General features: G+C 69.3%; 30 protein-coding genes and 1 tRNA gene. 23 read left to right on the top strand and 8 right to left on the bottom strand.

The features are described 5' to 3' along the window. Positions 1-2: 2 nt before the first annotated feature. Together ACWC09_RS14210 and ACWC09_RS14205 are read left to right on the top strand one after the other, a co-directional pair. Positions 3-2,357: an immune inhibitor A domain-containing protein gene (locus ACWC09_RS14210; protein WP_450850807.1), complete on the top strand. Its 2,355-nt coding sequence runs from the start codon at positions 3-5 to the stop codon at positions 2,355-2,357. A 134-nt stretch (positions 2,358-2,491) separates the two neighbouring features. Beyond that, positions 2,492-2,824, top strand: coding sequence for a hypothetical protein (locus ACWC09_RS14205; protein WP_450850806.1), 333 nt, complete (start codon positions 2,492-2,494; stop codon positions 2,822-2,824). A gap of 21 nt (positions 2,825-2,845) precedes the next feature. On the opposite strand, the gene ACWC09_RS14200 is transcribed toward ACWC09_RS14205, so the two are convergent. Together ACWC09_RS14200 and ACWC09_RS14195 are read right to left on the bottom strand one after the other, a co-directional pair. Continuing rightward, positions 2,846-3,436, bottom strand: a complete 591-nt coding sequence (locus tag ACWC09_RS14200; protein ID WP_450850805.1) for an isochorismatase family protein — start codon at positions 3,434-3,436, stop codon at positions 2,846-2,848. Between the two features lie 80 nt (positions 3,437-3,516). Next, the gene (locus ACWC09_RS14195; RefSeq protein ID WP_450850804.1) at positions 3,517-4,863 is read right to left on the bottom strand and encodes a nicotinate phosphoribosyltransferase; all 1,347 of its coding nucleotides are present in this window, start codon (positions 4,861-4,863) and stop codon (positions 3,517-3,519) included. Between the two features lie 58 nt (positions 4,864-4,921). Between ACWC09_RS14195 and clpS the strand changes: the two genes are divergently transcribed. The 9 genes from clpS to ACWC09_RS14150 all read left to right on the top strand — a co-directional run bounded on the left by clpS (position 4,922) and on the right by ACWC09_RS14150 (position 10,430). Continuing rightward, entirely contained in the window at positions 4,922-5,239 is a 318-nt protein-coding gene (clpS, locus tag ACWC09_RS14190; protein ID WP_356356986.1) for an ATP-dependent Clp protease adapter ClpS, read from the top strand. 12 nt (positions 5,240-5,251) lie between these two features. Continuing rightward, entirely contained in the window at positions 5,252-5,857 is a 606-nt protein-coding gene (locus tag ACWC09_RS14185) for a DUF2017 domain-containing protein (RefSeq protein ID WP_450850803.1), read from the top strand. Between the two features lie 354 nt (positions 5,858-6,211). Next, positions 6,212-7,639 carry an amino acid permease gene (locus tag ACWC09_RS14180; RefSeq protein ID WP_450850802.1) on the top strand — a complete coding sequence of 476 codons (1,428 nt, stop codon included), beginning with the start codon at positions 6,212-6,214 and terminating at the stop codon, positions 7,637-7,639. A gap of 76 nt (positions 7,640-7,715) precedes the next feature. Next, entirely contained in the window at positions 7,716-8,138 is a 423-nt protein-coding gene (locus ACWC09_RS14175; protein WP_450850801.1) for a Mov34/MPN/PAD-1 family protein, read from the top strand. 158 nt (positions 8,139-8,296) lie between these two features. Next, positions 8,297-8,638 carry a hypothetical protein gene (locus tag ACWC09_RS14170; protein ID WP_450850800.1) on the top strand — a complete coding sequence of 114 codons (342 nt, stop codon included), beginning with the start codon at positions 8,297-8,299 and terminating at the stop codon, positions 8,636-8,638. Positions 8,639-8,651: 13 nt separating this feature from the next. Next, positions 8,652-8,888: a substrate-binding domain-containing protein gene (locus ACWC09_RS14165; protein WP_450850799.1), complete on the top strand. Its 237-nt coding sequence runs from the start codon at positions 8,652-8,654 to the stop codon at positions 8,886-8,888. Positions 8,889-8,990: 102 nt separating this feature from the next. Continuing rightward, positions 8,991-9,086, top strand: a complete 96-nt coding sequence (locus ACWC09_RS14160) for a putative leader peptide (protein ID WP_311737150.1) — start codon at positions 8,991-8,993, stop codon at positions 9,084-9,086. Between the two features lie 109 nt (positions 9,087-9,195). After that, the gene (locus ACWC09_RS14155; protein ID WP_450850798.1) at positions 9,196-9,474 is read left to right on the top strand and encodes a MoaD/ThiS family protein; all 279 of its coding nucleotides are present in this window, start codon (positions 9,196-9,198) and stop codon (positions 9,472-9,474) included. A gap of 5 nt (positions 9,475-9,479) precedes the next feature. Further along, positions 9,480-10,430, top strand: a complete 951-nt coding sequence (locus tag ACWC09_RS14150) for a PLP-dependent cysteine synthase family protein (protein WP_450850797.1) — start codon at positions 9,480-9,482, stop codon at positions 10,428-10,430. Positions 10,431-10,531: 101 nt separating this feature from the next. Here ACWC09_RS14150 and ACWC09_RS14145 read toward each other — a convergent pair whose 3' ends face one another. Next, positions 10,532-10,984, bottom strand: coding sequence for a type II toxin-antitoxin system PemK/MazF family toxin (locus ACWC09_RS14145; RefSeq protein ID WP_450850796.1), 453 nt, complete (start codon positions 10,982-10,984; stop codon positions 10,532-10,534). Between the two features lie 214 nt (positions 10,985-11,198). On the opposite strand from ACWC09_RS14145, the gene ACWC09_RS14140 reads away from it, so the two are divergent. Continuing rightward, complete coding sequence (locus tag ACWC09_RS14140) at positions 11,199-11,951, top strand: MBL fold metallo-hydrolase (protein ID WP_450850795.1); 753 nt, start codon at positions 11,199-11,201, stop codon at positions 11,949-11,951. Positions 11,952-12,017: 66 nt separating this feature from the next. On the opposite strand, the gene ACWC09_RS14135 is transcribed toward ACWC09_RS14140, so the two are convergent. Further along, entirely contained in the window at positions 12,018-13,271 is a 1,254-nt protein-coding gene (locus ACWC09_RS14135; protein ID WP_450850794.1) for a PTS transporter subunit EIIC, read from the bottom strand. A 290-nt stretch (positions 13,272-13,561) separates the two neighbouring features. Here ACWC09_RS14135 and ACWC09_RS14130 point away from each other — a divergent pair, with 290 nt between their 5' ends. The 4 genes from ACWC09_RS14130 to rdgB all read left to right on the top strand — a co-directional run bounded on the left by ACWC09_RS14130 (position 13,562) and on the right by rdgB (position 15,818). Continuing rightward, positions 13,562-13,795, top strand: a complete 234-nt coding sequence (locus ACWC09_RS14130) for a glucose PTS transporter subunit EIIB (protein WP_067026087.1) — start codon at positions 13,562-13,564, stop codon at positions 13,793-13,795. Positions 13,796-13,873: 78 nt separating this feature from the next. Then, entirely contained in the window at positions 13,874-14,611 is a 738-nt protein-coding gene (gene rph, locus ACWC09_RS14125; protein ID WP_450850793.1) for a ribonuclease PH, read from the top strand. 143 nt (positions 14,612-14,754) lie between these two features. Further along, positions 14,755-15,162, top strand: a complete 408-nt coding sequence (locus ACWC09_RS14120) for a hypothetical protein (RefSeq protein ID WP_450850792.1) — start codon at positions 14,755-14,757, stop codon at positions 15,160-15,162. A 35-nt stretch (positions 15,163-15,197) separates the two neighbouring features. Further along, positions 15,198-15,818, top strand: coding sequence for an RdgB/HAM1 family non-canonical purine NTP pyrophosphatase (gene rdgB / locus ACWC09_RS14115; protein ID WP_450850791.1), 621 nt, complete (start codon positions 15,198-15,200; stop codon positions 15,816-15,818). A 52-nt stretch (positions 15,819-15,870) separates the two neighbouring features. On the opposite strand, the gene ACWC09_RS14110 is transcribed toward rdgB, so the two are convergent. Together ACWC09_RS14110 and bcp are read right to left on the bottom strand one after the other, a co-directional pair. Then, positions 15,871-15,954 (bottom strand) — tRNA-Leu (locus ACWC09_RS14110). A gap of 153 nt (positions 15,955-16,107) precedes the next feature. Then, positions 16,108-16,575, bottom strand: a complete 468-nt coding sequence (gene bcp, locus ACWC09_RS14105; RefSeq protein WP_450850790.1) for a thioredoxin-dependent thiol peroxidase — start codon at positions 16,573-16,575, stop codon at positions 16,108-16,110. A 95-nt stretch (positions 16,576-16,670) separates the two neighbouring features. Here bcp and ACWC09_RS14100 point away from each other — a divergent pair, with 95 nt between their 5' ends. Beyond that, positions 16,671-17,000 (top strand): DUF3618 domain-containing protein, encoded by a 330-nt coding sequence (locus tag ACWC09_RS14100; RefSeq protein WP_450850789.1) that lies wholly within the window; start codon positions 16,671-16,673, stop codon positions 16,998-17,000. A gap of 55 nt (positions 17,001-17,055) precedes the next feature. Further along, positions 17,056-17,415, top strand: a complete 360-nt coding sequence (locus ACWC09_RS14095) for a GroES family chaperonin (protein ID WP_450850788.1) — start codon at positions 17,056-17,058, stop codon at positions 17,413-17,415. Positions 17,416-17,490: 75 nt separating this feature from the next. Here the strand turns inward: ACWC09_RS14095 and ACWC09_RS14090 are convergent, their stop codons facing one another. Continuing rightward, positions 17,491-19,908 carry a transglycosylase domain-containing protein gene (locus ACWC09_RS14090; protein WP_450850787.1) on the bottom strand — a complete coding sequence of 806 codons (2,418 nt, stop codon included), beginning with the start codon at positions 19,906-19,908 and terminating at the stop codon, positions 17,491-17,493. Between the two features lie 202 nt (positions 19,909-20,110). On the opposite strand from ACWC09_RS14090, the gene ACWC09_RS14085 reads away from it, so the two are divergent. From ACWC09_RS14085 to ACWC09_RS14070, 4 genes are read left to right on the top strand one after another with little or no spacing between them, the layout of a single operon-like run. Then, the gene (locus tag ACWC09_RS14085; RefSeq protein ID WP_450850786.1) at positions 20,111-20,911 is read left to right on the top strand and encodes an ABC transporter permease; all 801 of its coding nucleotides are present in this window, start codon (positions 20,111-20,113) and stop codon (positions 20,909-20,911) included. Further along, positions 20,904-21,761, top strand: a complete 858-nt coding sequence (locus tag ACWC09_RS14080; protein WP_450850785.1) for an ABC transporter permease — start codon at positions 20,904-20,906, stop codon at positions 21,759-21,761. The genes ACWC09_RS14085 and ACWC09_RS14080 overlap by 8 nt, the downstream gene beginning before the upstream one ends. Positions 21,762-21,769: 8 nt before the next feature. Continuing rightward, positions 21,770-22,846 (top strand): ABC transporter ATP-binding protein, encoded by a 1,077-nt coding sequence (locus ACWC09_RS14075; protein WP_450850784.1) that lies wholly within the window; start codon positions 21,770-21,772, stop codon positions 22,844-22,846. 33 nt (positions 22,847-22,879) lie between these two features. After that, positions 22,880-23,719, top strand: a complete 840-nt coding sequence (locus tag ACWC09_RS14070) for a DUF1707 SHOCT-like domain-containing protein (RefSeq protein ID WP_450850783.1) — start codon at positions 22,880-22,882, stop codon at positions 23,717-23,719. Between the two features lie 31 nt (positions 23,720-23,750). On the opposite strand, the gene ACWC09_RS14065 is transcribed toward ACWC09_RS14070, so the two are convergent. Next, positions 23,751-25,085, bottom strand: coding sequence for an SGNH/GDSL hydrolase family protein (locus ACWC09_RS14065; RefSeq protein ID WP_450850782.1), 1,335 nt, complete (start codon positions 25,083-25,085; stop codon positions 23,751-23,753). 211 nt (positions 25,086-25,296) lie between these two features. On the opposite strand from ACWC09_RS14065, the gene ACWC09_RS14060 reads away from it, so the two are divergent. Next, a complete protein-coding gene (locus ACWC09_RS14060; RefSeq protein ID WP_450850781.1) occupies positions 25,297-26,613 on the top strand; it encodes a DUF445 domain-containing protein in 1,317 nt (438 codons plus the stop codon). Positions 26,614-26,852: the final 239 nt, after the last annotated feature.

Genomic DNA, 26,852 nt, shown 5'->3' with positions numbered 1-26,852 from the left:
AAGTGACCTTTAGACATTGGACGTTCAGAGCCGGCGCGGTCGGTGTCGCACTCGCGGCGGCGACCGCCACGTTCTCGACGTTCGCCGTGGCGCAGGCCGCCGACAGCGCCCAGTCCGCCACCGTGGACCGCCATGACCCGGCGGCGGTCTCGAGCAAGCAGGAGCACGACCTCGACGGTCCGCTCTCCAAGACCCGGGAGGCCCAGCGCCAGGAGGCGTTGAGCCAGGTCATATCCGGCACGTCCGAGGTGAAGGACCGTGACGGATCGCAGGTCGTCCAGCTGAAGAGCAAGAAGGGCGACAGCAAGTACGTGGAGCTGGGCCGGGAGAAGACCGACAGGATCTTCACGATCCTGGTCGAGTTCGGCGACCAGACGGACCCGAGGTACGGCGGCACCGTCGGCCCGCTGCACAACCAGATAGCCGAGCCCGACCGCACCAAGGACAACTCCACGGCCTGGCAGGCGGATTACAACCAGGCGCACTTCCAGGACCTCTACTTCGGCACCGGCAAGAACACCGAGTCGCTGAAGAAGTACTACGAGAAGCAGTCCTCGGGCCGCTACTCGGTCGACGGCGAGGTCACCGACTGGGTCAAGGTCCCCTACAACGAGGCCCGTTACGGCAACAACGCCTGCGGCGCCACCACCTGCTCCAGCGTCTGGAACCTGGTGCGCGACGGCCTGACCGCCTGGGTCGCCGGGCAGAAGGCGGCCGGCGAGTCCGACGCCGACATCAAGGCCGACCTCGCCCAGTACGACCAGTGGGACCGCTACGACTACGACGGCGACGGCGACTTCAACGAGCCCGACGGCTACGTCGACCACTTCCAGATCGTGCACGCCGGCGAGGACGAGTCCGCGGGCGGCGGCGCGCAGGGCACCGACGCGATCTGGGCGCACCGCTGGTACGCCTTCGGCACCGACGCCGGCGCGACCGGCCCCGAGAACAACAAGCTCGGCGGCACCCAGGTGGGCGACACCGGCATCTGGGTCGGCGACTACACCATGCAGCCGGAGAACGGCGGACTCGGGGTCTACGCCCACGAGTACGGCCACGACCTGGGCCTGCCGGACGAGTACGACACCAACGGCGGCGAGAACTCCACCGGTTTCTGGACCCTGATGTCCTCCGGCTCCTGGCTCGGCACCGGCAAGCAGGCCATCGGCGACCTGCCGGGCGACCTGAACGCCTGGGACAAGCTCCAGCTGGGCTGGCTCAACTACGACACGGCGCAGGCCGCGACGAAGTCGAAGCACAAGCTGGGCGTCGCCGAGTACAACACCAAGGACAAGCAGGCCCTGGTGGTCACCCTGCCCGACAAGGCGGTCACCACCGAGGTGGTCACCCCGGCCCAGGGCTCGACCCAGTGGTGGAGCGGCAGCGGCAACGACCTCAAGAACACGCTCACGCGTGAGGTCGACCTGACCGGCAGGACGTCGGCCGCGCTCACGCTGGACGGCTGGTACGACATCGAGGCGGGCTACGACTACCTCTACGCCGAGGTGTCGACCGACGGCGGCGCCAACTGGACCGCTCTCGACGGCACGGTGGACGGCCAGGCGATCCCGCGCGACGGCAGCGACAAGCCGGCGCTCACCGGCACGCTGGACGCGTACAAGAAGCTGTCGTACCCGCTGGCCGCCTACGCCGGCCAGAAGATCCAGCTCCGCTTCCGCTACCAGACCGACGGCGGTGTCGCGCTCAAGGGCTTCGCGGCCGACGAGATCACGGTGACGGCGGACGGCACCGCGCTCTTCTCCGACAACGCCGAGTCCGCGGACGCGAGTTGGACCGCGAGCGGCTTCTCCCGCATCGGCGCGTCCTTCACCAAGGACTACAAGCAGTACTACATCGCCGAGAACCGCCAGTACGTGTCGTACGACAAGACCCTGAAGGTCGGCCCGTACAACTTCGGCTTCTCGACGACCCGTCCGGACTGGGTGGAACACTACCCGTACCAGAACGGCCTGTTGATCTGGAAGTGGGACACCTCGCAGCCGGACGACAACACCGGCGACCACGAGGGCACCGGTCTGATCCTCCCGATCGACTCGCACCCGACGCCGCTGAAGTGGTCCGACGGCACGCTGATGCGCAACCGCATCCAGGCCTACGACTCGCCGTTCGGCCTCTTCCCGACGGACGGCATCACGCTGCACAAGGCGGACGTCGCGACGAAGATCAAGTGGGCGCCCGGGGTGCCGGTCTTCAACGACCACACCAGCACCTACTACGACGAGTCGAACCCGGCGGCCGGCGTCAAGGTCACTGACACCAACACCAAGATCAGGATCGTCCAGGAGGCCCTCGACGGCTCGACGATCAAGGTCGAAGTGGGCCCTGCGGCGAAGTAGTCGGTATTTCCGCAGGTCAGAGACGTATCGGCGGTGACCCCCTGGCGGGTCGCCGCCGATCGTGTTTAGGTGCGTCCTGTGCTGTTCTTATTGACAGTCCCATCGACACCGACACGCACGGGGGTGTGACCTGCATGGCCGCAGGAGGTTTCTGCAAGCTGCCGACCGGCAGCGTGGTGGTGGCGCTGAACCTGCCCAGCCCCACCGCCGACGGCACGGGCGTACGGGTGCTCGTGCACGCCCGGAACCGGGCGCGGGCCCTGACCAGGCTGCGCAACCTGGGCATGCGCGCGATCTACCTGCGGGGCAACGGCGCTCCGCCGACCCCGGACGAGATCACCGCGGTCCTGCACCACCCCGACGGCCTGATATGGCGGACGGCCCCCGACAACGGTGTCATCGTGACCGAACTCTGGCACCCGATCAGGGCCTTGCTGCGCCCGCCACCGGCGGTACCGCAGGGCTGACCGGGCGGCCGTAGCGCTGCCTCAGGCCACCACCGGCTTCCCCGTCAGCTCCACGCCCGCCTCCCGCATCTCCTCCAGCGCCCGTTCCGTCGTCTCCCCGGCCACCCCCGCCGTCAGGTCCAGGAGCACGTGGGTGCGGAAGCCCTCGCGGGCCGCGTCCAGGGCGGTGGCGCGGACACAGTGGTCCGTGGCGATGCCGACCACGTCCACCTCGACGACCTCCCGGGCGCGCAGCCAGTCGGCCAGCTTCACGCCGTTCTCGTCGGCGCCCTCGAAGCCGCTGTAGGCCGCCGCGTACGCCCCCTTGTCGAAGACGGCGTCGATCGCGCCGGAGGCGACGGCCGGGGCGAAGTTCGGGTGGAAGCCGACGCCCTCCGTGCCGGCGACGCAGTGCGCGGGCCAGGAGTGCCGGAAGTCGGGGTTGTCGGCGAAGTGGCCGCCGGGTGCGATGTGGTGGTCGCGGGTGGCCACCACATGCTGGTAGCCGGAGCCCGCCGCCTGGCCGATCAGCTCGGTGACGGCGGCGGCCACATCGGCACCCCCGGCCACGGCGAGGCTGCCCCCCTCGCAGAAGTCGTTCTGCACGTCTACGACGATCAAGGCGCGGCGCATGGTGGGTGTCCTTCGACTGTGAGTGAACTGAAGAGCCTAGAGACTTCGACGACCGTGCGGGAGGGCGTACCCCACCCGCTTTAGCTACCCGACCGCCCGGTCACGTACTCCGTCGGAAGCACCGGTTCCCCGCGTGACAGCTGGGTCGCCGACAGCGGGAGGTTGGCCCGTGCGGCCGTGTGCCGGTCGCGTACGACGTCCAGTGGCTCGCGGGCCACGACGTCGCCGCCCTTGACCAGCTCCACCAGCAGCTGCCGGTCGGCGAGCTCGACCGGTACGGTGCCCAGCCCGACGACCTCGGCCTCCGCGACCCCGTCCGCGTCCAGCCGCCGCGCGGCCCACTTGCGCCCGCCGACGGACGACTTCCCGCTGCTGGACTTCTTCGCCACCGGCACCAGCGGCGCCTTCGGATCGGCGGACTCGGCGCGGGCGACCAGTTTGTAGACCATCGAACAGGTCGGATGCCCGGAACCCGTCACCAGCTGTGTACCGACGCCGTACGCGTCCACCGGCGCCGCCGCCAGTGAGGCGATGGCGTACTCGTCGAGGTCCGAGGTCACGATGATCTTCGTCTTGGTGGCGCCGAGTTCGTCCAGCTGCTGCCGTACCCGGTGGGCCACGAGCAGCAGGTCGCCGGAGTCGATGCGCACCGCGCCCAGCTCGGGCCCCGCGACCTCCACGGCCGTCCGGACGGCCTCGGCGACGTCGTACGTGTCCACGAGCAGGGTGGTGTTCCGGCCCAGCGAGTTCACCTGGGCCTGGAAGGCGTCCCTCTCGCGGTCGTGCAGGAGGGTGAAGGCGTGGGCGGAGGTGCCGACGGTCGGGATGTTGTAGCGGAAGCCGGCCGCGAGGTCCGAGGTGGAGGCGAAGCCGCCGACATACGCGGCCCGGGAGGCGGCGACGGCCGCGAGCTCGTGGGTGCGCCGGGCGCCCATCTCGATCAGCGGGCGATGTCCGGCGGCCGAGGACATCCGGGAGGCGGCCGCGGCGATCGCGGAGTCGTGGTTGAGGATCGAGAGGATCACCGTCTCCAGCAGCACGCACTCGGCGAAGGAGCCCTCCACCCGCATGATCGGCGAGCCCGGGAAGTACATCTCGCCCTCGGGATAGCCCCAGATGTCACCGGAGAACCGGTAGTCGGCGAGCCACTCCAGCGTCGCCTCGTCGACGATGTTCCGCTCGCGCAGAAAGCCCAGGACGCCCGCGTCGAAGCGGAAGTTCTCCACGGCGTCCAGGACACGCCCGGTGCCCGCGACGACGCCGTAGCGCCGCCCCTCCGGCAGCCGCCGGGTGAAGACCTCGAAGACCGACCGCCGCTCGGCGGTGCCCGCCTTCAGCGCGGCCTGCAGCATCGTGAGCTCGTACTGATCCGTGAAGAGCGCCGTCGAGGGAACGTCCACCGGCAGCCCAAGGTCCGCTGTGTTCATGGCAATGAATGCTACACCCCTTCGCGTCAGTGTGACGATTTATGGAGACCGTGGCAGCATGGGGCCTGTGACGTCACCCGCACCCCTGGAGATCGAACGCACCGAGTCGGCGGAGGAGGTCTTCGCCGTACCCGAGCCCGACGTCCCCTGGGTCACGATCGTCCACAACGACCCGGTCAACCTGATGAGCTACGTGACCTACGTGTTCCAGTCGTACTTCGGGTACACGAAGGACAAGGCCACCAAACTGATGCTCGACGTCCACCACAAGGGCCGTGCGGTCGTCTCCAGCGGAACCCGCGAGGAGATGGAGCGCGACGTGCAGGCGATGCACGGCTACGGCTTGTGGGCCACCCTCCAGCAGGACCGGAAGTAGCGACTCAACCCGATGCCAGGACACTTCGAACCGCTCCCCGGCGGCGGCGCGGCCGTCGCGCTCGACGACGTCGAGATCTCCATCATCCGGTCGCTGGCCGTCCAGCTCCTGGAGCTCATCGGACCGGGTCCGGGTGAGGACGCCTCCGACGACCCGCTCGCCGAACTGTTCGCGGAGGGGCCCAGCGAGCCGCCCAAGGACCCGGTGCTGCGGCGCCTGTTCCCGGACGCCTACAGCGACCCCGGGAAGGCCCCCGACTCCCCGGGCGCGGCCGAGGAACAGCGCGCGTACTCCAGCGAGTTCCGCCGCTACACCGAGAACGACCTGCGGGCCGGCAAGCGGGAGAACGCCCTCGCGGTGGTCCGCACCCTGGACGCGCTGACCCCCGCGCTCGACGGCGGGGCGGTCCTCAAGCTGACCGTCGAGGAGTCCCGCCAGTGGCTGGGTTCCCTCAATGACCTGCGCCTGGCGATCGGCTCCCGTCTGGAGATCACCGACGAGGACGACACCGACCTCCTCTACCGGCTCCCGGACGAGGACCCGCGTAAGCCGATGGTGATGGCGTATCTGTGGCTGGGCGGGCTCCAGGAGACGCTCGTGACCACCCTCATCCCCTGACATGTGGCCGTTTCCCGCCCGTATGTGACCTTTTTGTGTTCGCTCAGAGGACGCTCAAATCCGGATAACGATCACGTCACCGATCCGGCCGAGTGTGTCCGTTTTCTACGGCGTATGTCCCCTTCTTCTCGTGCGGTGTGTCACATTCTGCCCGGGTGATCAAAGTTGCCGCCGTGATAAATCTTCACGACCGCCCGGCGAACACCACCCCTGTTCTTCCGGGTGTGCCACCGAGCCGGTCACCGCCGGCCAGGCACGAGCGAACCGCTCAGCTCCATCAATCCGGGGGGATTGACACCCGGTCCGGCGCCTACGAGGGCCCGGGCCGGCACGTGGAGAAAGGCACATCGACACATGACCTCCGCTCAGGTCGACACGACGGAACAGACTCCGGAAGAGGGGTACGAGCGCGGGCTCGGCAGCCGCCAGGTCCAGATGATCGCGATCGGCGGCGCCATCGGCGTCGGCCTCTTCCTGGGCGCCGGGGCGAACATCGCCAAGGCCGGCCCCAGCCTCATCCTGATGTACGCCCTCGCGGGCGCCATCGTCTTCTTCATCATGCGGGCGCTCGGCGAACTGCTCCTGTACCGCCCGGTCTCGGGCTCCTTCGCGGAGTACTCCCGAGAGTTCCTCGGCCCGTTCTTCGGCTACTTCACCGGCTGGACGTACTGGCTGATGTGGGTCGTCACCGGTATGGCCGAGCTCACGGCCGCCGCGATCTACGTCCACTACTGGTTCCCGGACATCCCCCAGTGGGTGACCGCCCTGGTCTTCCTGGTGGTCCTCTTCGCGGTCAACCTGATCTCGGTGAAGGTCTTCGGAGAGCTCGAGTTCTGGTTCTCGATGGTCAAGGTCACCGCCCTGATCGGCATGATCGTCATCGGCCTCGGCGTGCTGACCTTCGGCTTCAGCTCCGCCGGTGACACGGCTTCGGTCTCGAACCTCTACCAGTTCGACGGCTTCTTCCCGAAGGGCATCGGCTCCTCCCTGATGACCCTGCAGGGCGTCATGTTCGCCTACCTCGCGGTCGAGCTGGTCGGCGTCACGGCGGGCGAGTCGGAGAACCCGGAGAAGACCCTCCCCAAGGCGATCAACACGCTGCCCTGGCGCATCGCGCTCTTCTACGTCGGTGCGCTCACCGTCATCCTGTGCGTGGTGAAGTGGACCGAGTTCGCGCCGGGCGTCTCGCCCTTCGTCGAGGCCTTCGCGAAGATCGGCATCCCGGCCGGCGCCGGCATCGTCAACTTCGTCGTCCTCACCGCGGCCCTGTCCTCCTGCAACTCCGGCATGTACTCGACCGGCCGGATGCTGCGCAACCTGGCCGCCAACGGCGAGGCCCCGCGGCGCTTCGAGAAGCTGTCCGCCACCAAGGCCCCCGCCTTCGGCATCACCGTCTCGGTCCTCTTCATGGGCATCGGCGTCGTCCTCAACTACGTCGTCCCGGAGAAGGCCTTCGGCTACGTCACCTCGGTGGCCACCGCGGCCGGCATCTGGACCTGGCTGATGATCCTGGTCAGCCACGTCCGGTACCGCCGCGCGGTGGAGGCGGGCCGGCTGCCGGCGTCCGCCTTCCCGGCGCCGGGCGGCGCGGTGTGCAGCTGGATCGCCATAGTGTTCCTGCTCTTCGTCACGGGCCTCATCGCGTACGACGCCGACTCGCGGGTCTGCCTGTATGTGATGGCGGGCTGGGCGGCGGCGCTGGGGATCGGCTGGGCCGTCCTCACGTCCCGTAACCCGGAGGTCGCCGAGCGCCGGGACCCGGTCCTGGAGAAGGTCGGCTGACGCCCGGAGCTCACCATGTGGGCCGTCCCGTACCACCCCTCGGTACGGGACGGCCCTCTTGCTTATCCTGGCCAGCATGCTGACCATCACCCAGGCCCTCGTCGACCAGATCGTCGCCCACGCGCGCAAGGACCACCCCGACGAGGCGTGCGGCGTCGTCGCGGGGGCGGCCGGGGCGGACCGGCCCGAGCGGTTCATCCCGATGCTGAACGCGGCCATGTCGCCCACGTTCTACGAGTTCGACTCCGGCGATCTGCTCAAGCTCTACCGCGAGATGGACGACCGCGACGAGGAGCCGGTGGTCATCTACCACTCCCACACGGCCACCGAGGCCTACCCGTCCCGCACCGACATCTCCTACGCCAACGAGCCCGGTGCCCACTACGTCCTGGTCTCCACGGCGGACACCGACGGCCTCGGCGACTTCCAGTTCCGCTCGTTCCGCATCGTGGAGGGCGAGGTGACGGAGGAGGAGGTCACCGTCGTCGAGGCGTACTGATCACCGTACGCCCGACCAACTCGCCCGGTTGGAGAGGGTGTTGAAGCAAGGGGCGCGGGGCTGTGGCGATATGCGGCTCCGCCGCGCGGGCGCGACCAGCCACGACGGCGCCGCAGCGGACCGACGACGTGACCCGGCACTTCCAGCGGAGCGCTCACATGCCCCACCGGGCCGCCCGCCGGCTGGTGACCCACCGCACGAGCGCCGCCGCGGCCGTCGCCGACCAGCCCGACAACCGTGTCTTCCTGGACGGACCCGACGACCACGCGCGCATGGCCGACGGCTTCGGCGGCCGCCGGCTGCTGCGCGAGGGCGACACCGTGCGCGCGTACGCCTATGTCGACGGCGACAACCGGGGCGGAGCCCGGCAGGCCGTCCAGCACCTCGTCCAGCTCGGCCGCCGGCACAGCGCGACCGTCACCGGCCCCTACGACCAGGAACAGTCCGCCGCCGAACGGCCGGCTACCTGGACGTCCTCCAGGACGCCCCGCCCGAGCTGACCGAACGCTCCGAATGCACCCGGCTTCGGACCTCATGGCCTCCGGCGCACTGGAGGCACCGCGCGCCCGCGGGCGCCGGGTGTCCGAGGACGTGGCCGACCTCGTGGAGTCGGCCGACCCGCCGCTGACCACGGTCCACCAGGACGTGGAGGGGATGGGCCGGCTGATGGCGGGGCTCCAGTTCGAGCGGACGTCCGAGCCGCCGTCGGTCGTCGTGCCGACCCGGCTCACGGTGCGCGAGTCGGCCTGAGCCGGGCGCTCCGAGCTGTGCGGTCTCACTACCCGGCTGAAATCGGTCCGAAATGTGAGATCACACTCCGGAAGGGCAACAGGGAATCGATACGATGAGCCCATGGTTCTGAACGACGTGAGCGACAAGGCGCCGAGCGTGCTGCTCGTGGCGCGGCTGCACGTCGACCTGTGCAGGCTGAACAGCGCCATCTGTTGACGCTGCCCTGCCGCCGTACGGCCGTGAGCCGCGGCACCCCGAGCACCATCCGCACTCCGCGCCGCCGCGCGCCCACAGACCAGACACCTTCCGACAGGAGCCCGCAACCATGGCCATCGAGGTCCGCATCCCCACCATCCTCCGCACCTACACCGACGGGCAGAAGGCGGTGGAGGGCAACGGGGACACCCTCGCCGCGCTCTTCTCCGACCTCGAGACCCGGCATGCGGGCATCCAGGCCCGTATCGTGGACAACGGCGAGCTGCGCCGCTTCGTCAACGTCTACCTGAACGACGAGGACGTCCGCTTCCTCGAAGGCATCAACACCAAGGTCGCCGACGGCGACAACGTCACGATCCTGCCGGCCGTGGCCGGCGGTATGGCCTGATCCGGATGCGCTACGACTCCCCGATCGCCGCGGTTGGCAACACCCCCCTGGTGTGCCTGCCGCGGCTCTCGCCGTCCGAGGACGTCCGTATCTGGGCCAAGCTGGAGGACCGCAACCCCACCGGCTCGGTCAAGGACCGCCCGGCCCTGTACATGATCGAGCAGGCGGAGAAGGACGGCCGCCTCACGCCGGGCTGCACGATCCTGGAGCCCACCTCCGGCAACACCGGCATCTCCCTGGCCATGGCGGCCAAGCTCAAGGGCTACCGCATGGTCTGCGTGATGCCCGAGAACACCTCCCAGGAGCGCCGGGCGCTGCTCGGCATGTGGGGCGCCGAGATCATCCCGTCCCCGGCCGCGGGCGGCTCCAACACCGCCGTACGGGTCGCCAAGGAGCTCTCCGTCGAGCACCCCGACTGGGTGATGCTCTACCAGTACGGCAACCCCGACAACGCGGGCGCCCACTACGCCACCACCGGCCCGGAGATCCTCGCCGACCTCCCCTCGATCACCCACTTCGTCGCCGGCCTCGGCACCACCGGCACCCTGATGGGCGTCGGCCGCTACCTCCGCGAGAACAAGCCGGACGTCAAGATCGTCGCCGCCGAACCGCGCTACGACGACCTGGTCTACGGTCTCCGCAACCTCGACGAGGGCTTCGTCCCCGAGCTCTACGACGCCTCCGTCCTCACCACCCGCTTCTCGGTCGGCTCGGCCGACGCCGTCACCCGCACCCGCGAACTCCTCCAGCAGGAGGGCATCTTCGCGGGCGTCTCCACGGGCGCGGCCCTGCACGCGGCGATCGGCGTCGGCAACAAGGCGCTGAAGGCGGGCGAGTCGGCCGACATCGTGTTCATCGTGGCGGACGGAGGCTGGAAGTACCTGTCGACGGGCGTGTACACGGCGGCGACGACGGAAGAGGCCATCGAGACCTTGCAGGGCCAACTCTGGGCATGACGGCCAACCCAGGGGCGCGGGGCTGTGTTGACTGTGCGGCCACCGCCGCGTGGGCGCGACCGGCCCCCACCGGCCCGCACTCGACGCACCACCTCTAGAAACTAGGCGGACAGGTGACGGACCTGATCCCACAGGACCGGGTCCACCACCCCCACCCTCCGCCGGAACTCCCACACCGGCACTTCCCGCAACTCGTCGGTCTCCAGGAAGCTGGCTCGTCCCCGGGCGTCCCCCACCGCCCCCGGCGGCAACGGGATCACCCCGGTCCGCTCGTCGTGGTACTTGCTGGTGATCTTCGCGACCGTCGCCCGCTCCCCGTGCACCACCAGCACCAGACAGGGCCGGTCCTTCCCGCCGGGCCCGTCCTCGAACGGGACGTTCGCCCACCAGATCTCCGCGGGCCGCGGCCGCGTCCGAGCCCGCTCGCCCGCCCGGCCCGGCGGACGTGACCGTCGCCCCCCGGGTCGTCGCCCCCGCCCCCATCCGTCGACGAGCGTGGCGACCAGCGCGAGCAGTACCACCGCCGCGAGCGCCAGCCACCAGGACGTGTCCATAGCGACGACGGTACCGGCGCGTGCCCACAGACGCGCGCCCTCTCGCGCGCCTCACCCGCCCCGCTTCCAGCCGAACCGGTGACACCACAGGTGAGTTCGCCCACAACAGCCCTTGGTGGAGGAGCGACGGGGGGTTTTGCGCCTTACGCTCGACGGACCGCACGACCCCCGTCTCCGTCCCAGAAAAGTTCCCGCCAGCGGAGGTTTCTGTTTCATGAAGCTCACCGTCGTCGGCTGCTCGGGGTCGTTCCCGTCCGCGGAATCGGCCTGCTCGAGCTACCTCGTAGAGGCCGACGGCTTCCGGCTGCTCCTCGACATGGGCAACGGCGCCCTGGGCGAGTTGCAGCGCCACTGCGGTCTCTACGACCTCGACGCGATCTTCCTCAGCCATCTGCACGCCGACCACTGCATCGACATGTGCGCGTACTTCGTCGCGCGCTACTACCGCCACGACGGCGGCCGCTGCGACCCCATCCCGGTCTACGGCCCCGAGGGCACCGAGCACCGCCTCACCACGGCCTACGCCGACACCCCCACCGCCTCCTCCATGAGCGAGGTCTTCGACTTCCACACGGTCAAGCCGTCCACGTTCGAGATCGGCCCGTTCACGGTGCACACGGAGCGCGTGGCGCACCCGGTGGAGGCGTACGGCATCCGGGTCGAGCACGGCGGCAAGTCGCTGACGTACTCCGGCGACAGCGGCATCAGCCCCGCCCTCGACGAACTCGCCCGCGACACCGACCTGTTCCTGTGCGAGGCCGCCTTCACGCACGGCAAGGAGAACATCCCCGACCTGCACCTCAACGGCCGCGAGGCGGGCGAGACGGCGACCCGGGCAGGCGCCCGCCGCCTGGTCCTCACCCACATCCCCCCGTGGACCGACCCGCGGGTCAACCTGGTCGACGCGCGTGCGGTGTACGCCGGCCCGGTGGAACTGGCGGTGCCGAGGCAGTCGTACGAGATCTGACAGATACGTGCGCGAAGGCCCCGGCACCTCCTCGGTGCCGGGGCCTTCGTCATGCCGAACGGGATCTCACGCCTTCGTGAGGTCCTCGACCTCCTCCTCGGGCTCGCGGCCCGGGGTGGGGAGGTTCCACTTGATGATGGCGAAGCGGAAGACCGAGTAGTAGATCGCCGCGAAGACCAGGCCGATCGGGATGATCATCCAGGGCTTGGTGGCCAGGCCCCAGTTGAGGAAGTAGTCGATCGCGCCGGCCGAGAAGCTGAAGCCGTGGTGGACGCCCAGGGCCCAGGTGACGTACATCGAGACGGCGGTCAGCAGCGCGTGGATGACGTAGAGCACCGGCGCGATGAACATGAACGCGAACTCGATCGGCTCGGTGATGCCGGTGACGAAGGACGTCAGCGCGAGCGACACCATCATGCCGCCGACGGCCTTGCGGCGCTCGGGGCGGGCGGTGTGCGTGATCGCGAGGGCGGCGGCCGGCAGGGCGAACATCATGATCGGGAAGAAGCCCGTCATGAACTGGCCGGCGGTCGGGTCGCCGTGGAAGAAGCGCGGCAGGTCACCGTGCCAGACGGCGCCGGACGCGTCCTTGAAGGAGCCGATCTCCTGCCAGGCCACCGTGTTGACGAACTGGTGCATGCCGACCGGGAGCAGCGCGCGGTTGATCGCGCCGAAGATGGCCGCACCGAAGGCGCCGAGACCGGTCATCCACTGGCCGAAGTCGGTGATGACGCTGCCGATCGGCTCCCAGACCAGACCGAAGAAGACGCCGACCGCGGTGCCGATGAAGGCCATCAGGATCGGGACCAGACGGCGGCCGTTGAAGAAGCCCAGCCAGTCGGGGAGCCTGGTGCGGTGGAAGCGCTGCCAGGTGACCGCGGCGATCAGACCCATGATGATGCCGCCGAGCACCTTGGGGTCGTTGTAGGTCGCGGCGACGTCCGCGCCCTTGGTTATCTTCGCCTCGGTGATCGGGAACGCGGTCAGGACGTTCTTGTACACCAGGAAGCCGACCAGCGCCGCCAGCGCGGTCGAGCCGTCGGACTTCTTGGCGAAGCCGATGGCGATGCCGACGCAGAACAGCAGCGGCAGATTGCTGAAGACCGCGTCCCCGGCCGTGGCGAACACGGACGCGACCTTGTTCCAGCCGAGGCCGTCCTTGCCGAAGACGTCGTTCTGTCCGAGCCGCAGCAGAATGCCCGCCGCCGGCAGCACGGCGATCGGGAGCTGCAGGCTGCGTCCTACCTTCTGCAGGCCCTGGAACAGGCCTGATCCCCACTTCTTCGTGGGAGCCGCCGTGGGCGCGGTGGCGGTGCTCATAGACTTCCTCCATCGGGTGGTGGTCTACACCACTCAGTGGTGTAGACCTGTTGTAGCAGATGAAGTCCGCATAAAGGAACCCATGAATTCCGCAACCGGAGCGCTACGCGCCGTACATGGCGAAAGGCCCCCGGACCGGCGGTCCGAAGGCCCAATACACCGGTTGGCGACCGCCCCTCATGTGGTGTAGACCAGTCATGGACGACGATTGGATTGCTGTGCCGTCATCTTTCGGTACGCACGGCGCCATCGCTCGCAAACTTGGGCCAACTGTGCATGAGGAGACCGAAATGGCCAGCAAGGCTGAGAAGATCGTCGCCGGGCTCGGCGGCATCGACAACATCGAAGAGGTCGAGGGCTGCATCACCCGCCTGCGCACCGAGGTCGTCGACGCCGCCAAGGTCGACGAGGCCGCGCTGAAGGCCGCCGGCGCACACGGTGTCGTCAAGATGGGCACCGCCATCCAGGTCGTCATCGGCACCGACGCCGACCCGATCGCCGCGGAGATCGAAGACATGATGTGAACCGCTCCGGTTCACCCTTGAGGGCCCCTTTCCGACGCGGAAGGGGCCCTCTCCGTTCGTGGGGCTAGGCTCATCGCCATGTCACGAATCGACGGCCGCACCCCCGAACAGCTCCGCCCCGTCACCATCGAACGCGGCTGGAGCAAGCACGCCGAGGGCTCCGTCCTCGTCTCCTTCGGCGACACCAAGGTCTTCTGCACCGCCTCCGTCACCGAAGGCGTCCCCCGCTGGCGCAAGGGCAGCGGCGAGGGCTGGGTCACCGCCGAGTACTCCATGCTTCCCCGCGCCACCAACACCCGCGGCGACCGCGAGTCCGTCCGCGGCAGGATCGGCGGCCGCACCCACGAGATCAGCCGCCTCATCGGCCGCTCCCTGCGCGCGGTCATCGACTACAAGGCGCTCGGCGAGAACACGATCGTCCTCGACTGCGACGTCCTCCAGGCCGACGGCGGCACCCGCACCGCCGCCATCACCGGCGCGTACGTCGCCCTCGCCGACGCCGTCGCCTGGGCCCAGGGCAAGAAGCTGATCAAGGCCGGCCGCCAGCCGCTCACCGGCACGGTCTCCGCGGTCTCGGTCGGCATCGTCGGCGGAGTCCCGCTCCTCGACCTCTGCTACGAGGAGGACGTCAAGGCCGACACCGACATGAACGTCGTCTGCACCGGCGACGGCCGCTTCGTCGAGGTCCAGGGCACGGCCGAGGCAGAGCCCTTCGCCCGTGAGGAGCTGAACGCCCTCCTCGACCTGGCCGTCACCGGCTGCACGGAACTCGCTGTCCTCCAGCACAAGGCACTTGATACGGTCCTCGAAAGGTAAAGGACAGGCCAAGAAGAGGTGGCCGACGGGGGCAACCTCCGGCCCCCGCCCCGGCGTCCCCAAGGGTGTGGGCGCACGGCACACCACCGTGCGCCCGACCATTACGGGGGCCGTGGGGCCCGTGCAGAGGAGGGACCACAGTCATGGCCGCGAGCCGAGGCCGCCCGAGGCGCCGTACCACCGTCACCCTCGCAGCGGTGGCAGCCGTCGCACTGACGGCCGGACTCGCCACCGGCTGCGACGCCGTCGACAAGGCCCTGGACTGCGTCCAGACCGCCGACGCCATCGCCGACAGCGTCACCAACCTCCAACAGGCCGTGGAGAACGCGTCGAACGACCCCACCCAGCTCGACGACTCCCTCGCCGCCATCGACAAGAACCTCGACAAGATCGGCGACAAGACCGACAACGCCGACGTCAACAAGGCGGTCGACGACCTCGACAAGGCCGTCTCCAACGTCCGCACGGCCATCAAGAACGGCGACAACACCCCGGACGTGAGCCCGGTGACGGACGCGGCGGGCGAACTGACGAAGGTCTGCACCTCATAACGGACCGGCGAACGGCACCCGGAATACTGGCCCCCATGACGCCCACGCCCAGGACGACGCGCCTGATCCTCGCCACCCGTAACGTCGGAAAGATCACCGAGCTGAGGTCGATCCTCGCCGAAGCGGGCCTCCCGCACGAACTGGTCGGCGCGGAGGCCTACCCCGACGTGCCGGACGTCAAGGAAACAGGCGTGACCTTCGCAGAGAACGCCCTGCTCAAGGCCCACGCCCTCGCCCGGGCGACGGGCCTCCCGGCGGTGGCCGACGACTCGGGCCTGTGCGTGGACGTGCTGAACGGCGCCCCCGGCATCTTCTCCGCCCGCTGGGCGGGCAAGCACGGCGACGACAAGGCCAACCTGGAGCTGTTGTTGGCCCAGCTGTCGGACATCGCGGACGACCAACGGGGCGCCCACTTCGCCTGCGCGGCGGCACTCGCCCTGCCGGACGGCACGGAGCGGGTGGTGGAGGGGCAGTTGCGGGGAGTTCTGCGGCACGCCCCGACCGGCTCGAACGGCTTCGGGTACGACCCGATCCTGCAACCGGAGGGCGACTCACGAACGTGCGCGGAACTGTCCCCGGAGGAGAAGAACGCGATCAGCCATCGAGGGAAGGCGTTTCGGGCGTTGGTGCCGGTGGTGCGGGAGCTGTTGGGCTGACCCACACGGAAACGGCCTGTGAACCGTTCCTTGGATTCACAGGCCGTTCATGTGCGGCGGAAGGGATTCGAACCCTCAAGCCCGGTCAGGGGCCACAGGACCTAAACCTGCTGTGTCGCCATTGCACCACCGCCGCTTAACCGGCTGCCATCGTACCGGGCGCTGCCCGGCGTCTGTTGCCTCCCCCGCACCAGGTGCTGGTGATCGCGTGGCAGTCGGGGCCCGAAACACAAAGCGGCCCGCCCCGGGGCACCCCGGTACGAGGCGCTCGGTCGGTGAAGGCGGGTTCTCAGATCCCCAGATCCTTGATGATCTTCGCCACGTGGCCCGTCGCTCGGACGTTGTACAGGGCCCGTTCGACCTTGCCCGCCTCGTCCACGATGATCGTGGAGCGGATGACGCCCATGTAGGTCTTGCCGTAGTTCTTCTTCTCGCCGTACGCGCCGTAGGCCTCGGTGACCGTCTTCTCCGGGTCGGCGGCCAGCTTGACCTTCAGGGACTCCTTCTCGCGGAACTTCGCCAGCTTCTCCGGGGTGTCGGGGGAGATGCCGATGACGTCGTAGCCGGCGCCGGCCAGGAGGTCGAGGTTGTCCGTGAAGTCGCAGGCCTGCTTGGTGCAGCCGGGCGTGAGGGCCGCCGGGTAGAAGTAGACGATGACCTTGCGGCCCTTGTGGGACGACAGGGACACGTCGTTGCCGTCGGCGTCCGGCAGGGTGAAGTCGGGGGCCACGTCGCCGGGCTGGAGTCGCTCGCTCATCGGACCAGCCTAACCGGGGGTCCTGACAGTGCGACGGACGGCGGAACTGACAGACTGTCCAGAACACACCTTCACCGGACTTCGGAGGCCCCACGGTGGCGGACACGTCGGACACCAGAACCCCGGCGCAGATCGAGGCGGACATCAAAGCCCGCCGCGAAGTGCTGGCCGAGACGCTCGACGAGATCGGGGTGCGGGTACATCCGAGGACGATCGTCGGTGATGCCAAGGCCAAGGTCGTCTCGAACATCGACCACACGCTGGGGCGGGCCTACGTCGGGGTCAACAAGGCTGTCACCGATGTGAAGGCCCAGTTCGTGGACGAGGAGGGCGGGGTGCGGGTGGAGCGGGTCGTGCCCGTCGCCCTCGTCGCCGTCGGAATCGTCGGGCTCGTCGTCTTCGGGTCCCGGCGCCGCAAACGCTGAAGCAACCCCGGACCCGGCAGCGTACGGACTCCGCAAAGGCAGGTAGGTTCAGGGCGTGAGCGCCAACAGAAACGACCACAGCAACGCGCAGCACGACAAGCTGCCCATCCGGATGCTGCACGACCGGGTTCTCGTCAAGCAGGAGACCGGTGAGGGCGAGCGGCGGTCGGGCGGCGGCATCCTGATTCCCGCCACGGCGGCCGTGGGGCGCCGGCTGGCGTGGGCCGAGGTCGTCGCGGTGGGGCAGAACGTGCGGACCGTGGAGCCGGGGGACCGGGTGCTGTACGACCCGGAGGACCGGGCCGAGGTCGAGGTGCGCGGTGTCGCCTATGTGCTCATGCGCGAGCGTGATCTGCACGCCGTGGCCGCCGACCGGTTCGAGGGGTCCGAGGACACGACCGGCCTGTACCTGTAGAACGACGGTGAGAAGGGCCGGTGACCATCGTCACCGGCCCTTTGTGGAAGCAAGGCGACCTCAGTGCACTGATCCCTAGTTTCTTCGGCCGGTCGACTGTGGGCCCGCCGTGGTGCCGGTCGTGGTGCCGGTGTCCGTGCCGCCCGTGGTGCCGTCGGTGGTTCCCCCGGTGTCCGTGCCCGCGGTGGTGCCGCCCGTCGTGGTGCCGTCGGTCGTGGTCCCCGTGGTCCCGCCGCCTGTGGTGCTGCCGGTCGTGGCGCCGGTCGTGGTGCCGCCGTCCGTGGTGGTGCCGCCGTCGGTCGTGGTCGCCCCGCCCGTGGTGGTCGTACCGCCGTTGTCCTGGCCCTGGGTCTGGCCCTGGTTGTCCTGGCCGCCGGTGCCGGGGGTGCCGCCGTTGTCCTGGCCGGCGGTGGCCGGGGCCGAGGGCAGGCTGTTCGGCGGGGTCTGGGTCTGGTCCGCGCCCGGCATGAGTTCGAGGTCGAAGTCGGTGGCCGGCTTCCCCTTCAGGGCCGCCTTCGTGTACTGCGCCCAGATCTGCGCGGGCGGGCCGCCGCCGTTGACGCGCTGCAGGCCCATCGCGCCGTACAGCGGCTTGTGCTGGGCGGTGACCGGGTCCTGGCCCATCACCGAGACGACCGTCGCGAGGTCGGGGGTGTAGCCGGCGAACCAGGCGGCCTTGTCGTCCTCCGCCGTACCGGTCTTGCCGGCGGCGGGTCGGCCGGCGCCCAGGGCGGCGGTGGCGGTGCCGTTCTCGACGACGCTCTGCAGGATGGACGTGGTGGTGTCGGCGGCCTGCCGGCTGACGGCCCGCGTGGTGGTGTCCTTGGGCAGGTCGACGACGTCCTGTCCGTCCTTGGTGATCGACTTGACCATCGTGAACGCGTCGTGCTCGCCGTGGTTGGCGAGGGTCGCGTAGGCTTCCGCCATGTCGAGGACGCTGGCGGTGTTCACGCCGAGCGCGATCGACGGGTTGGCGTTCAGGTCGGGGGTGTCCTTCGGGATGCCGAGGGCGGTCGCGGTGTCCAGGACCTTCTGCGGGCCCACGTCCACGGCCATCTGCGCGTACACCGCGTTGACGGACTTGTCGGTGGCGGTACGGACGGTGATGTCGCCGTAGGAGACGTCGTCCTCGTTCGAGGGGGCGTACGCCCCGCCGCTCCAGCCCTGTACGGGGCGCTTGTTGGTGCCGTCGTAGTAGGTGTTGGGCGTGATGACCTGGCCGTCCTGCGTCTCGGAGTTGTTCTGGACGGCGGAGGTGAACACGAAGGGCTTGAAGGTGGAGCCGACCTGGAAGTCGCCGCGGGTCGCGCCGTTCGTGTACTGCTTGACGAAGTCGATGCCGCCGTACATGGCGACGACCTGGCCGGTCTTGGGGTCGACGGAGGCGCCGCCCGCGCGGACGTAGTTGTCGACCTTGTTGTTCTTCTTGTCGAGCTTCTTCATCACCTGGTCGTCGACGGCCTTCACGAAGGCGTCCTGCTTGCTCTTCTGCAGGGTCGTCGTGATGCGGTAGCCGCCGGCCGCGAGCTCGTCCGTGGTGACGATCTTGTTCTGGTTGAGATACGTCTTCACCGCGTCGACGAGGTAGCCGCGCTGCCCGGACATGCCGGTGGAGACGGTCTGCTCCTTCGGCCTCGGGAACTTGAGGCCGGCCCGCTTGCTCTCGCTCAGCCAGCCCTTCTTGACCATGCCGTCCAGGACGTAGTTCCAGCGGGCCACGGCCGCCGACTTGTTCTCCGGATGCGCCACCACGTCGTACTCGCTCGGCGCGTTGACGAGCGCGGCGAGGTAGGCGGCGCGGGCCGGGTCGAGGTCGGTGGCGTCCACGCCGTAGTAGGCCTGGGCGGCGGCCTGGATGCCGTAGGCGTTGCGGCCGAAGTAGCTGGTGTTGAGGTAGCCCTCGAGGATCTCGTCCTTGGACTTCTCGCGGTCCAGCTTGATCGAGATGAAGAACTCCTTCACCTTGCGGGTGACGGTCTGCTCCTGCGCCAGGTAATAGTTCTTCACGTACTGCTGGGTGATCGTCGAGCCGGACTGCTTGCCCTTGCCGGTCGCGGTGTTCCAGCCGGCGCGCAGCATCGCCTTGGGGTCGATCGCGGACTCGGTGTAGAAGTCGCGGTCCTCGGCGGCGAGGACGGCGTGCTGGGCGTTCTTGGAGACCTGGGCGAGGGTGACGTTCTCGCGGTTGATCTCGCCGTCGCGGGCGATCTGGGAGCCGTCCGCGTAGAGGTAGACGTTGGCCTGCTTCATGGCGAGGGCGTTGGCCGACGGGATCTGCACCAGCGAGTAGCCGAGGAAGAACAGGCCGATCAGCAGCAGTATCCCGATCACGAAGGTGCCGAGCACCCAGCGCCAGGTCGGGACCAGCCGACGCCAGCCCGTGCGCTTCGGCCGCTTCGGCTTCTCGCCGCCCGGCTCGGGGGGCCCTTGCGGTTCCCTCGGCGCCCGGCCCGGAGGCTGGGCGGCCTGCTGCGGCTGCGGCTCGTCGCTCATGTCGTGCACGGACTCCTGTTTCGCGGTGTACGTTCCCGTACGCCCTCGTACGCGTTCTGCGCCCCCAGTTGAAGACTCTCGCACCAAGCGTTCCGTTCCCGGATCACGGCACGCTTCGGTCTCGAAAAATGCGTGGCGTGCGTCACTGCGTGGGCAGTAGGCTCCTGCGCTTCGGTGTCGGCGGGCCGAGGAGGGCTGTGGTGTGGGCGCTGGACGGTTGTACGTCGCCGTCGCGGCGGGCGGTTTCAGACGGTACGCGACGTATCGTGCGGCCACGGTGGCAGGGGTGTTCACCAATACGGCCTTCGGGTTGATCCTTGTCTACACCTACACCGCCCTCTGGAACGAACGGCCCCACCTGGGTGGTTACGACCTCCCCCAGGCCATCACCTATGTGTGGATCGGCCAGTCGCTGTTCAAGACGCTCGCCAACGGTGGCGGGGGCGTGGAGACCGAGCTGATGGAGCGCATCCGCACCGGCGATGTCGCGGTCGACCTGTACCGCCCGGCCGACCTCCAACTGTGGTGGCTGGCCACGGACTTGGGGCGCTCCGCCTTCGAGCTGCTGGGGCGCGGGGTGCCGCCCTTCGTGCTCGGCGCGCTGCTCTTCGACATGGCGCTGCCCACCGACGCGACGACCTGGCTGGCCTTCCTGGTCTCGGTGTTCCTGGCGGCGCTGGTCAGCTTCGGGCTGCGCTACCTGGTCGCGCTGACCGCGTTCTGGCTGATGGACGGCACGGGCATGATCCAGATCGCGTGGCTGACGGGCTGGTTCTGCTCGGGGATGGTGCTGCCGCTGAACGTCTTCCCGGGCACAGCCGGCGAGGTCGTACGAGCCCTGCCGTGGTCGTCGCTGCTGCAGGCACCGGCGGACGTGTTCCTCGGGCAGGCCGATGTGCTGTCCACGTACGCCTTCCAGGCCATGTGGGCGGTGGTGCTGCTGGCGGCCGGACGGATGGTGCAGGCGGCGGCGACACGGCGGGTGGTGGTGCAGGGTGGCTGAGACGGTTCAGCCGATCCAGGAGGTCCGGGCGATCCGGGTCCCGAAGGCCCGGGACGGGGTGCGGGCGTACTTCCTGATCGCCGGCATGTGGATCCGCTCCACGATGGCCTACCGCGCCTCCTTCGCGCTGATGACCTTCACCAACTTCGCGGCGACCGCGCTCGACTTCGTCGCGATCCTGCTGATGTTCTCCCGCGTCCACGCGCTCGGCGGCTGGTCGTTGCAGCAGGTCGCCTTCCTCTACGGCGTCTCCAGCACCACCTTCGGGCTCGCCGACATGGTGATCGGCTCGATGGAGCGGCTGGGCCGGCGGGTGCGCGACGGCACCCTGGACACGCTGCTGGTGCGCCCGGTGCCGGTGCTGGCGCAGATGGCGGCCGACCAGTTCGCGCTGCGGCGGCTCGGCCGCACCACACAGGGCGCGCTGGTGCTCACCTACGCGGTGCTGCACCTCGACATCGACTGGACGCCGCTGAAGGTGCTGCTGATGCCGGTGATGCTGGTCAGCGGCTGCGCGATCTTCTGCGCGGTGTTCATCGCGGGCGCCGCCTTCCAGTTCGCGGCGCAGGACGCGGCCGAGGTGCAGAACGCGTTCACCTACGGCGGTACGACACTGCTCCAGTACCCGCCGACGGTGTTCGCGACGGAGCTGCTGCGCGGGGTGACCTTCGTGCTGCCCCTCGCCTTCGTCAACTGGGTACCGGCGACCTATGTGTTGGGGCTGCCGTACCCGCTGGGGCTGCCGGAATGGGTGGCGTTCGCGCCGCCGCTGGTGGCCGCCGCGTGTCTGGCACTGGCGGGCCTGGCCTGGCGTGCGGGTCTCAGGTCGTATCGGAGTACGGGGAGTTGAGGACGGACATGGCGGACGCTGACCCCTTCATCGAGGTGGACCGGCTGGAGAAGGTCTTCGACGTGCGCAGGAAGACCGGGTTCCTGCGGCGCGAGCGGCGCGAGGTCCGGGCCGTCGACTCGATCTCCTTCACCGTGGCGAGCGGCGAGATGGTCGGGTACATCGGGCCGAACGGCGCCGGGAAGTCGACCACCATCAAGATGCTGACGGGAATCCTGACGCCGAGCGGGGGCCGGCTGCGCGTCGCCGGCATCGACCCGTCCCGCGAGCGCACCCGGCTCGCGCACCGCATCGGGGTGGTGTTCGGGCAGCGTACGACGCTGTGGTGGGACCTCCCGCTGATCGACTCGTACAAGCTGATGCACCGCATGTACCGCATCCCGGACGCCCGTTACCGGGCGAACCTGGACCGCTGCGTCGAACTCCTGGAACTGGCCGAGCTGTTGGAGGTCCCGGTACGCCAGCTCTCGCTCGGCCAGCGGATGCGCGGCGACATCGCGGCGGCGCTGCTGCACGACCCCGAGGTGCTGTACCTGGACGAGCCGACGATCGGGCTGGACGTCATCTCGAAGGCCAAGGTGCGGGATTTCCTGCGGGAGTTGAACGAGGAGCGCGGCACCACGGTGCTCCTGACCACCCACGACCTCCAGGACATCGAGCAGTTGTGCTCGCGGGTGATGGTCATCGACCACGGGCGGCTCATGTACGACGGTGCGCTCGCCGGGCTGCACGAGATCGGGGAGAGCGAGCGGACCCTGGTGGTGGACCTGGAGCGGGAGCTGCCCCCGATCGACGCGGCGCCCGCGCGGGTGGTGAAGGTGGAGGGACCTCGGCAGTGGCTCGCGTTCCCGGCGGCCGAGTCGGCGGCGGCGCTGGTGGCGCGGGTCGCGGCGGAATATCCGCTGGTGGACCTGTCGGTGCGGGAGCCGGACATCGAGGCGGTGATCGCGAAGATGTACGCCGGTGCGGCTGGTGGGAAGGCCTCGGAGCAGGCCTCGGAGCAGGCCTCGGAGCAGGCTTCGGAACAGGCCTCGAAGCAGGCTTCGGAGCAGGCCTCGGAACAGGCCGAGAGAGCGGTCTCGTAGCCTCCGGACGGGGGAACTCGTACGCTGCTGTGCATGACCGACGACGCCGCTGTCCCGGAACTTCGCGCATCCGACGCCGACCGTGAACGAGTCGCCGAGGTCCTGCGGGACGCCCTCGCGGAAGGGCGTCTCGACATGGAGGAGTTCGAGGAGCGGCTGGAGGCCACCTACAAGGCGCGGACGTACGGCGAACTCGCGCCGATCACCCGTGATCTGCCGGTGGGGCAGGTGGCCGTGCCCAAGGTCGACATGGTCAAGCATCCTGAGCCGGACGGGAGCTGGACGTCCCGCATCGTCGGCGGCGAGGGGTCGTCCTCGTGGGCGGTCGCCGTGATGTCCGGGTTCGAGCGCAAGGGGCGCTGGACCGTACCCCGGCAGTTCAACTGCTTCGCCTTCATGGGCGGCGGGGAGATCGACCTGCGCGAGGCGAACTTCGCGGCCGGTGAGGTCGAGATCAACTGCATCGCGATCATGGGCGGGATGAACATCATCGTGCCGCCTGGGGTCGAGGTGGTCGTGCGGGGGATCGGGATCATGGGCGGGTTCGACCACAGCGAGGAGGGCGTCCCGGGGGAGCCGGGCGCGCCCCGGGTGATCGTGAACGGGTTCGCCTTCTGGGGCGGCGTCGGCGTCGAGCGGAAGCTGACCAAGGAGGAGCGGCGCCGCCTGAAGGAGGAGCGCCGCCAGGGGAGGCTGGACCGCAGGGCCTCCCCGCGGGAGGTCCAGGAAGACTTCCGGGAGGACGTGATGGACGCCCACCGCAGGATGATCGAGGGGCACCGGGACCTGATGCGGGACCGGCGGGACCGGCACGAGGAGCGGCGGGAACGGCATCGGGAACGGCGGAACCGGCGCCGTTACGACGAGTACTGAGCGCTTCCGGCCGGGAAACCCCGTCCTGTGATCACAGCTCCGCCGGTGCCGAGCCCCTCAGCAGCTTCAGGTCGAAGGTCTCGCCCATCCGCGCGTACCCCTGGTCGCTGGGGTGCAGATGGTCCCCCGAGTCGTAGTCCGCGCGCAGGCGCCTCGGGTTGTACGGGTCCCTCAGCGCCCTGTCGAAGTCGACGACGGCGTCGTAGACCCGGCCCGAGCGGATCTCGGCGTTCACCTGCTGCCGTACCGCCTCGCGGGCCGCCGTGTAGCCGCGGTGGCCCTGGAAGGGCATCAGGGTCGCGCCGATGACCTTGATACCGCGGGCGTGGGCCTGGCCGACCATCGTGCGCAGGCCGGTGAGGATCCGGTCCGGGTCGGCGAGCCTGGGGTTGCGGAGGATGTCGTTGACGCCGAGGTCGATGACGATGACCTTGACGTTGGTGCGGGAGAGCGCGTCGCGGGAGAAGCGGAGGAGGCCGGCCTGGTTGTCGGCGGGGCGGCCGAGGCCGTTGGCGAGGATCTGGTTGCCGCTGATGCCCTCGTTGACGATGCTGTAGCGCGGGACGTTCCGGCCGGACTCGACGGCCGAGCGGAGGCGGTCGGAGAGGATGTCGGTCCAGCGGTGGTTGGCGCCCTGAGTGGAGGTTATGCCGTCGGTGATCGAGTCGCCGAAGGCGACCACCGTGCCGACGGACTCGTTGCTCAGCACGTCCAGGGCGGTGAGGTAGCGCCAGTACGGCGTCTGCTCGGTGTACCCGGTGCCGGTCGTGTCCTCGGTGAGGTCGCCCTGGGCGACGTAGGAGATCTGGCGCGCGTGCTGGTGGTAGGTGACCGGGCCGGACGCGGTGGGGGAGTACGTGGTGACCAGGACGTCGCTGCCCTGCGGGATGAGGACGCGGACCGCGTCGCTGAGGACCTGGCGGCCGGCAGGTATGACGACCGTGGTGTTGCCGGCGAAGGTCAGGCGCCGCATGGTCCCCGCGTTCGCCGCCGCGGTGTCGGAGGTGACGGCCACGGCGATGGACGCGTGGGTGATCGTGAGCGCCGACTGGCCGTAGAGGTTGGAGAGCGTGATGCGGGCACTCGTACCGCCGACGCCCGCGTGCACCACGTTGCGGACCGAGCGGCCCGCCATGCCCTCGGTCTCGGTGCCTGGCTCGGCGCCCGCCGGGGAGGCGGACCAGGCGCCGACCCAGATGCCGGTGGAGGCGGGGGCGGCCGAGTTGTGCGGGGCGTTGCCCTCGGCGAGGGCGTTGGTGGCGGTGTGGCCGTCGTCGGCGGCGACGCCTATGTATAGGGCGGTGGAAAGGCCCACGATCAGGGCGATGATCGCGGAAAGCAGGGCATAACCGTGACGCTTGGTCATGCGGTGCAGGTCTCCTCGGGCAGTGGGAGCCCCGAGGCTCCGTAGTGATCATCTCCATGATGCGGCATGGGAGATGCGGCGTGGGATGAGGGGTCCTCCCCGGTCCTTCCCGGTCTTCCCCGATCGGACAGACGCCGGGAACTCCTGATCCGTTCCAGTAGTCGGTCAGGAAGGGACAATGTGTGCAGGGGATCACGAACGGGTGGAGCGGATGCAACGCACTGATCAGGATAAAACAGATATTCCTGCCGGGGCTGCCCGGGCGATGACCACCTTCAGTGCCGCGGATCTGGAGAAGCAGCGCGGGGTGCGGCGGATGAAGCTCACCGCCACCGGGATGCTGCTGTTCGTGGCGGTGGTGTATGTGCTGGCCAAGTGGGCCTCGAACGCGGGCGCGGGTGCGTGGGCGGGGTATGTGGCGGCCGCCGCCGAGGCGGGGATGGTCGGTGCGCTGGCCGACTGGTTCGCGGTGACGGCGCTGTTCCGGCGGCCGCTGGGGCTGCCCATCCCGCACACGGCGATCATTCCGACGAAGAAGGACCAGCTGGGGGTGTCGCTGGGGGAGTTCGTCGGGGAGAACTTCCTGTCCGAGGACGTGGTGCGGCAGCGGTTGCGGGCGGTGGGTATAGGCAGCCGGCTGGGGGCCTGGCTGGCGGAGCCCGAGCATGCGGACCGGGTGACGGCGGAGCTGTCCGCGGCCTTGCGGGGTGCGCTGACCGTGTTGCGGGACTCGGATGTGCAGGCCGTGGTGGGGGAGGCGATCACCCGGCGGGCCGACGCGCAGGAGATCGGGCCGGGCATCGGGAAGATGCTGGAGAAGATCGTCGCCGACGGGGGGCATCGGCGGGCGGTCGATCTGGTCGTCAGACGGGCGCACGACTGGCTGGTCTGGCACGACGCCGAGATCATGGACGCCGTCCAGGGCGGGGCGCCCGGGTGGACGCCCCGGTTCGTCGACAAGAAGGTCGGGGAGCGGGTCTACAAGGAACTGCTGCGGTTCGTGACGGAGATGCGGGACATGCCGTCGCATCCGGCGCGGGGGGCGCTGGACCGGTTTCTGACGGACTTCGCGGCCGATCTGCAGTCGGACACGGATACGCGGGCTCGGGTGGAGCGGCTGAAGGGCGAGGTACTGGGGCGGGGGGAGGTGCAGGACCTGATCGCCTCGGCCTGGACCGCCGTACGTTCGATGATCGTTTCCGCCGCCGAGGACGAGCGCAGTGAGCTACGGCTGCGGGTGCGGGCGTCGCTGCTGTCGCTGGGGGCGCGGATGGCCGTGGACGCGAAGGTGCAGGAGAAGGTGGACGGGTGGGTCGAGGGGGCCGCCGTGTATGTGGTCACCACGTACCGGAAGGAGATCACCTCCCTGATCACGGACACGGTGGCCGGGTGGGACGCCGAGCACACGACTCGGAAGATCGAGGCTCATATCGGTCGCGACCTGCAGTTCATTCGGATCAACGGCACGGTGGTGGGGTCGTTGGCCGGGTTGTTGATCTATACGGTGTCGCGGGTGCTGGGGGCGTAGGCCTGCGGCGCAGCTGCGGGTTGGGTGGGGGTGTGCGTAGCGCCTGCGGATGGTGGGTGGGTCGGGGCCGGGGCGGGGGGTGTCCGTCCTCGGTCGGGCGGTGCTGTGGCTCAAGAGGGCACCCGGTGACAGACGCCCGCCGCTGCGGGCGGACACGTTCCTCCCGCAGGTCGGCGTGCTCCACCAGTTCGCGGACAAGGGCTGGCTCAAGCCGCTCGGCGCCGACGCGCAGGCACAGC

The organism is Streptomyces sp. NPDC001617, assembly GCF_053596855.1.
The sequence above is the reverse complement of the archived record's forward strand: the minus strand, read 5'-3'. Positions and strand labels throughout refer to the sequence as shown.

Bases quoted from the DNA above. Each gene is read 5' to 3' on its own strand.
- ACWC09_RS14205 (WP_450850806.1), top strand. From the start codon at position 2,492: ATGGCCGCAGGAGGTTTCTGCAAGCTGCCGACCGGCAGCGTGGTGGTG.
- ACWC09_RS14200 (WP_450850805.1), bottom strand. From the start codon at position 3,436: ATGCGCCGCGCCTTGATCGTCGTAGACGTGCAGAACGACTTCTGCGAG.
- ACWC09_RS14195 (WP_450850804.1), bottom strand. From the start codon at position 4,863: ATGAACACAGCGGACCTTGGGCTGCCGGTGGACGTTCCCTCGACGGCG.
- clpS (WP_356356986.1), top strand. From the start codon at position 4,922: ATGGGGCCTGTGACGTCACCCGCACCCCTGGAGATCGAACGCACCGAG.
- ACWC09_RS14185 (WP_450850803.1), top strand. From the start codon at position 5,252: ATGCCAGGACACTTCGAACCGCTCCCCGGCGGCGGCGCGGCCGTCGCG.
- ACWC09_RS14180 (WP_450850802.1), top strand. From the start codon at position 6,212: ATGACCTCCGCTCAGGTCGACACGACGGAACAGACTCCGGAAGAGGGG.
- ACWC09_RS14175 (WP_450850801.1), top strand. From the start codon at position 7,716: ATGCTGACCATCACCCAGGCCCTCGTCGACCAGATCGTCGCCCACGCG.
- ACWC09_RS14170 (WP_450850800.1), top strand. From the start codon at position 8,297: ATGCCCCACCGGGCCGCCCGCCGGCTGGTGACCCACCGCACGAGCGCC.
- ACWC09_RS14165 (WP_450850799.1), top strand. From the start codon at position 8,652: ATGCACCCGGCTTCGGACCTCATGGCCTCCGGCGCACTGGAGGCACCG.
- ACWC09_RS14160 (WP_311737150.1), top strand. From the start codon at position 8,991: ATGGTTCTGAACGACGTGAGCGACAAGGCGCCGAGCGTGCTGCTCGTG.
- ACWC09_RS14155 (WP_450850798.1), top strand. From the start codon at position 9,196: ATGGCCATCGAGGTCCGCATCCCCACCATCCTCCGCACCTACACCGAC.
- ACWC09_RS14150 (WP_450850797.1), top strand. From the start codon at position 9,480: ATGCGCTACGACTCCCCGATCGCCGCGGTTGGCAACACCCCCCTGGTG.
- ACWC09_RS14145 (WP_450850796.1), bottom strand. From the start codon at position 10,984: ATGGACACGTCCTGGTGGCTGGCGCTCGCGGCGGTGGTACTGCTCGCG.
- ACWC09_RS14140 (WP_450850795.1), top strand. From the start codon at position 11,199: ATGAAGCTCACCGTCGTCGGCTGCTCGGGGTCGTTCCCGTCCGCGGAA.
- ACWC09_RS14135 (WP_450850794.1), bottom strand. From the start codon at position 13,271: ATGAGCACCGCCACCGCGCCCACGGCGGCTCCCACGAAGAAGTGGGGA.
- ACWC09_RS14130 (WP_067026087.1), top strand. From the start codon at position 13,562: ATGGCCAGCAAGGCTGAGAAGATCGTCGCCGGGCTCGGCGGCATCGAC.
- rph (WP_450850793.1), top strand. From the start codon at position 13,874: ATGTCACGAATCGACGGCCGCACCCCCGAACAGCTCCGCCCCGTCACC.
- ACWC09_RS14120 (WP_450850792.1), top strand. From the start codon at position 14,755: ATGGCCGCGAGCCGAGGCCGCCCGAGGCGCCGTACCACCGTCACCCTC.
- rdgB (WP_450850791.1), top strand. From the start codon at position 15,198: ATGACGCCCACGCCCAGGACGACGCGCCTGATCCTCGCCACCCGTAAC.
- bcp (WP_450850790.1), bottom strand. From the start codon at position 16,575: ATGAGCGAGCGACTCCAGCCCGGCGACGTGGCCCCCGACTTCACCCTG.
- ACWC09_RS14090 (WP_450850787.1), bottom strand. From the start codon at position 19,908: ATGAGCGACGAGCCGCAGCCGCAGCAGGCCGCCCAGCCTCCGGGCCGG.
- ACWC09_RS14075 (WP_450850784.1), top strand. From the start codon at position 21,770: ATGGCGGACGCTGACCCCTTCATCGAGGTGGACCGGCTGGAGAAGGTC.
- ACWC09_RS14070 (WP_450850783.1), top strand. From the start codon at position 22,880: ATGACCGACGACGCCGCTGTCCCGGAACTTCGCGCATCCGACGCCGAC.
- ACWC09_RS14065 (WP_450850782.1), bottom strand. From the start codon at position 25,085: ATGACCAAGCGTCACGGTTATGCCCTGCTTTCCGCGATCATCGCCCTG.
- ACWC09_RS14060 (WP_450850781.1), top strand. From the start codon at position 25,297: ATGCAACGCACTGATCAGGATAAAACAGATATTCCTGCCGGGGCTGCC.